The organism is Leptotrichia trevisanii DSM 22070, from assembly GCF_000482505.1.
GTDB lineage: Bacteria > Fusobacteriota > Fusobacteriia > Fusobacteriales > Leptotrichiaceae > Leptotrichia > Leptotrichia trevisanii.
Genome location: NZ_AXVL01000062.1, coordinates 1 through 6071 on the forward strand (window position 1 = coordinate 1; position 6071 = coordinate 6071).

The 6071-nt window shown below is 32.5% G+C and carries 3 protein-coding genes; all 3 read left to right on the forward strand.

Going from position 1 to position 6071, the window contains the following annotated elements:
- A partial coding sequence (locus K324_RS15260) for a hemagglutinin repeat-containing protein (RefSeq protein ID WP_211231555.1) occupies positions 1–4767 on the forward strand: 4767 nt, incomplete at its 5' end.
- The gene (locus tag K324_RS0109125) at positions 4754–5290 is read left to right on the forward strand and encodes a HEAT repeat domain-containing protein (RefSeq protein WP_026748875.1); all 537 of its coding nucleotides are present in this window, start codon (positions 4754–4756) and stop codon (positions 5288–5290) included. The genes K324_RS15260 and K324_RS0109125, both read left to right, overlap by 14 nt.
- A gap of 36 nt (positions 5291–5326) precedes the next feature.
- The gene (locus tag K324_RS0109130) at positions 5327–5881 is read left to right on the forward strand and encodes an ankyrin repeat domain-containing protein (protein WP_021769235.1); all 555 of its coding nucleotides are present in this window, start codon (positions 5327–5329) and stop codon (positions 5879–5881) included.
- The last annotated feature ends 190 nt before the right edge of the window (positions 5882–6071 follow it).

The following is a 6071-nucleotide window of genomic DNA, read 5'->3' on the forward strand; positions in this document are numbered from 1 at the left end:
CTTGGGCTTACAGTAGGGCAGGAACTGACTCAGGAACAGATAAATAACTTGAATGAGGATATTGTCTGGTATGTAACAAAAAATGTAAATGGAGTTGAAGTCCTTGCTCCACAAGTTTATCTAAGCAGCAAGACTAGGGAAAGCATAAGCGATGACACTAGAAACCGGGTTGGCGGAATAAACGGAACTTATGTCAAGACCAAGGACTTTGTAAATGACGGTACAAAATGGGGTAATGGCGGAGTTACCTATGTTGAAGCGAATACTGTAAGAAATGAGACGACTAACAATCTGCTTTCAGAAATTTCAGGAGACAGAACATTTATAAATTCTGTTGGAAATATTGAAAATATTGGCGGAAGAATTAACGGTGAAGAGGCTGTTGCACTAATTTCTGAAAAGGGAAATGTAATTAACAATACCACTAAAAGAAATGTGGGATATAACAATGGGGAGTATGATAGAACACACCATGAAGAAGTAGCCTCAATTGGTGGAATTACTTCAAAAGGTACAACATTTATCAAAGCTGATAAATATATATCAACTGGAGGAATACTAAAAACAGATCATATTGCACTGGATGTAAACAAAATTGATGAAAGAGCATTGACATTATCAGGAGAAGACAAATTTGGAAGCGGAGAAAGCAATTATTCAAGATATTCTGAAACAACTAACCTCGGAGCTGGAATTATGGCAAACTCAGCAGAAGGAAGAGTTGGGGACATTAATTTAAAAGGCTCATCATTCATAGCAGAAGATACAACGGGGCTTACAGTAACCGGAAATGTCAGAGCGGAATCAGCAGTGAACAGCTATGACACGGAATCAAGACAGAGCAGCAAAGGCTTTATGTCATCCAAAAGCAGTTACAAAAATTCTCATGCGGAAGAAAACTCGGCAAGCAATCTGATGCTTGGAAAGAATGCAGTAATTGCAGGAAATGTTGAGGGCATAGGAAGCAACATTGTTCTTGGAGAAAATACTTTTGTAGGCGGAAAAGTTACAACTGACTCAAGGGAACTGCACAACAGCTACTATGAAAAGAACAGGAGCAAAGGATTTACTGGCGGAATAAGCCACGGCACAATCTCAGCTGGATATGGAAAATCACAAAATACATATGACGCTAAAAGCACTGTAAATGCAAAATCCAATTTACAATTAGGAGATGGAACAGTCCTAAATAACGGTGCAGAAATAACTGCAACAAACTTTGAATACGGAAATATCTCAATAAATAACGGAGAAGTAAAATACGGAGCAAGAATAGATACACAAGATGTAAGAACTACTAGCAAAAGTAGTAATTTTGGTGTGTCAATCGGAATAAACAGTCCGGCATTTTACAGAGCAAAACAAGCAGCAAATGCGGTAAGCCAAACTAGAGGTGGAGATATTGCCGGTGGACTTATGACAGCAGCTAATGCTGTTACCGGAACAGTTTCTGGAATGAGGAATGATATTACTACTAGAGATGGTTTAAGAGCTGCAACGATGGAAGACATAAAAGCCGGAAACTTTAAAACAAATAATGATTTTTATTTATCCGGAAATGCAAATGTAGGAATTAGTAGATCAAGAAGTGAAAGTAATGCACATACTGAAAATGCTGCCGTTACGACATTAAAACCATTAAAACCTGATTCGAGCATAACTTACAATAATGTAAAAAATATTACATATCAGGGAACAAAAGCTGAAGGTGGAACATTTATTTACAATAACGTAGAAAATATTACAAAAGAAGCTGTAGAATTACATAATAGATACAGTTCAAACTCCAGCAGTACCGGAGTTAATTTTGGTGTGTCTGCAGGAGCAGATTTAAGACCTAAAGCAAACGGAATAAGTGGAAGTGTTTCAACAAGTAGAAGTAATCAAAATACAAATGAAACTATTTATCATAATGGAAGCTTTCAAAATGTAAACGAAGTGCATAATAATACTCAAAATATGATAGTAAACGGCTTTAATCAAGAAGGCGGAAAAGTTACAGGAAATATTAATCATATGGAAGTTATTTCAAGACAAAATACTAGTACAACTACCGGAAGTAGTAGAGGTGTAAGTGTAGGATTTGGTTCTAAAGGAATAAATTCAGTTAATGTTAGTGGAAGTCGAACAAATGGAAGTAGAGCCTTTGTAGATAATCAAAGTACATTTATCGTAGGAGAAGGAAGCGATTTACACATTGGAACATTAGATAATATAGCTGGAATTATTGGAAAAGAAGGAAATTCTAAATTAACGGTTGATAAATATACTGGACACGATTTGCAAAATAAAGATGAAATGACTATAAATGGTGCTTCGATAGGAGTTTCTATTGGAAATAATTCATCAAGACTATCAAATATTGGAATAAGTTCTGAAAATAGAGATAAACAAGGAATCACAAGAAATACTGTAATTGGAGATGTTGAAATAGGACAAGCTTCGGGAGATCCGATAAATAGAGATAGAGCAAAAGCAAATGAAATAACAAAAGATACTCATAGCAAAACTAATGTCAATGTAGAAAGTCAAACACTCGATTATTTAGCTAATCCGGAAAAATTCAAGCAAGATTTGGATATAGCAATACTTGAAGGACAAATAACAGCTGACGGAGCTATCAAAAAAATAGAAAATATTGTAAATGGTAGAAAAAATAGTGATATTGGAGATCCTGAAATACGAAAATTTGAGGATATAAAAGATTATTATTTAAGAGCCAAAACAGTTCCTGATATTGATTTATTAGTAAAAGCGGATTTAAGTGATAAAGAAGTTCAGGAACAATTAGGAATAGGTGGCAAATTTAATCCGGATGACCCTAATTTACCTCAAAAAGTAAAAGACAGAATAGCAGACGCAAGAAAAAACCAAGGTAAAGAAATCCCTTATTTTTATGATAAAGTAACAGGGAAAATCTATATAAACGAAAACGCTGATGTGAATACAGTAAAAGCAGGAATTGCAAGGGAATGGGCTATTAGAGAACAACTTGAAGCAGGAAACGGAAAGGAAAATAACGAAGGTAAGCCAAAAGCAACAGTAGCAGGAGAAATAGCCTATAACGAAGTAATGAAAAGGACTAAAGGTCAAGACAATAGTGGTGTATTTAGTGGTCTTGATTATGGACAGTTGGATGAGAATAGTGAGATTACTGCTGATTTTACTTGGAAACATTTAGAAAAAGGTGGAAAAGCTCTTATAAGAATAGGAACTAAATATTTTTCTGGAGACAAAAAAGGGGCAGAAGCTGAATTTAACCAGTTAAAAAAAGATACAACAAGAGTTTTAAAGAGAGATTATGATGACTATAAGGCGGGAGGAGATCGTAGAAAAAAAGTTGTAGCAGAATCAACACAAGCTATTGTAACAGGAGTTAAACATTTTTTACCCAAACCAACAAAATCTAATAAATCATCGGGTAGAGGTAAGGGGAAAGGAAATGGTAAAACTTCTACTCCTCCTAAGAAAAAAACAGATGGGCCAACTTTAGGAGATAGGTTAAGAAAAGCGGGAGAAGGAGGACTAGATATAGTAACAGGTGGTCTTACTGGTGCTGGAGGTGTGGCTTTAATAGGTGCTTCAGAAGGAGTGGATTATGTTACAATTGGAGGCTCAGTTGTACCTTCTTTACCTGTAAAAATTGCTGGTGGAACTGCAGTTGTTGTTGGAGGAAATAAAGCATTTCACGGACTTATGAAAATTGGAGATGCTATATTTGGAAATAAAGAGCAAGTAAACGGACCATCGTTGAATCCTTTAAGAGATACAGTAGGAGCACTTACAAAACACCCTGAACTTTATGATACTTTTGAATTTTTTACGGAAATAGGAGTTGCTTCTATAGCACCTATTACAGTGGGAGGAGTTCCCAAAACCTCTACTAAAAACTCAAATAGTAATTCAACTATATCAGGAAAAAGTAATTCTCAAAATCATAATTGGAACCTAAATGGTAAAAGTGGAGACTATTTAGACAAAACAACAAGAAAAGTAAAAGTTACTCCAAATATCACAGAAACAATAAAAAATTCAAATATAAATGCTTCTAAAAGTACAAACTGGGGATTAGGTAATCTTAATTCTAAAAATATAATGGATACCACAGTTGGAAGTTATTTAAACAATTTGAACAGTAAAGTAAATAATAATAAATCTTATGACCCAACACCAAAACTTGATTACAATAAACCTTTAGATAATTCATTATATAAAGGGGTAAAAAATTCTGAGGGTAATTATACATTAGGTAGAGGTAATGAGTGGAGTTTACCTAAAACTAAAACACCATATGTAGAATTAGGAAACAAAGGGCAAGGATTAGTTTCTGTTCCAAGTTATAATGCTGTAACGAATGATTATAGCAGAAATTATGATATATTTTATCGTTCAATTTCTGAAAAACATTATAAACGTTTATTAAAAAATGGAAATTTACCACCAAGTGGCGAAACTAGCATTGCAGAAAATGCACGATATAGTGAACGGTATGCTGGAATAAATTTAGAATTCAAATTAAAACCTGGAACAGATAAACAATTTGAAAAAATAGGTGTAAGGAATAATGAAGGTGAAAAATTAATAAAAAAATATCCTAATATGAAGGAATCTTTTCCTGGATGGAAAAAATATGGATATATACAATTTAAACAGGAAGGGAATCAAATAACTCGGAATTTAGGTGATGGGAAAGGATTAGATATATTTAATCAAAATATTAAAGAAATCAATTTTAGAAAGGAAATAATAAAAAATGGAAAAAAATAATCTTGAAAAATTGGAAAATTTGACGTGGAAAGAATATAAAAAACAAATAAGTTTTCAACAATTACAAAAGGAATTTTTAAAAAATGATGATGAAAGAATAGAGTATATAAAAACAGAGTTGGAAAAAGCATATAATGAAAAAAATGGACACAGCGTAGATATTTTAATCTCAGCAATTTACATGTTCGAATTATACAGTGAAAAATTTGTTGATATTTTATGCAAATTAACAAAAGAAGAATGGCATGGAAAACACGAAGACATAGTGTTTTATCTCCAGCAACTAGAATTACCTTCTACGATAGATTGCATTTATGAATTAGCAACTTCAAATTTTGAAAAATACCGTTGGGATGATAATTTTGCACTGGTCAGAAAATGCTGTTTTGCTTTAGGAGATATAAATACTCCTAAGGCGAAAGAAAAATTGGAATTATTATTACAAAGTGATGAAGAAATGATAAGAGAACATGCAATGGAGCAGTTGAACAGATGTGATTTTACAAATAAGGATATTGAATGAAAGGATTAGTTATGAGAAAAGAAGAGGATGATTTATATGAGTAAATACTCAACATTATTTGCAGCAACATTATTGGGAACATATGAAGATTTTAGAGAAATGTTCAAAGAAGGAGCTCAATATAAGAAAGACACAGTAGGGGATACTTTATTACAGACAGCATTAACAAATTCAAAGCCTGAAGAAAAGTATAAAATAGCAAATTTTTTAATAAATAAGGGAGCAGATGTAAAAGTGGTATCTAAAGATGGAGCAACATTGTTTTTTGAATTGTTTCTTTATGGAAGTGAAGATATAATAAAAACAACGATGTTATGTAAAACTTTGTTAGAAAAGGGAGCAGATATAACACCATTATATAAACCTCATAAAACAGTAATGTTCAAAAATATATTTAATTATGATCTTGTACCTGAAATAGAAATGATACCTCTATATGATTTAATCTTTTCTCAAAAAGGACTGAAATTACTAAAAAAAGATAAATGGGGATTAACAGTATTAGAATTTGCAAAAAAAGGGAATAAACATATAGGAGTTAAATATATGGAAGATTATATAAAAAAATATAATTTGAAAGAAGAAGTATAATAATAAATTTGCCAGTGAAGTAGGAAAAAGAATTTCTAATCGTGGAACTTCGACACCGCCATTTTCTTATGCTCAAAATTTAGAAGAACAATTAGTGGAGTGTACCCAAAATCTTGGACAAATAATTTGAAAACTTGTTTTCTATTTATTAAAACTTAGTTTAAGAAAAGTAATTTGAAAAAAGTACATA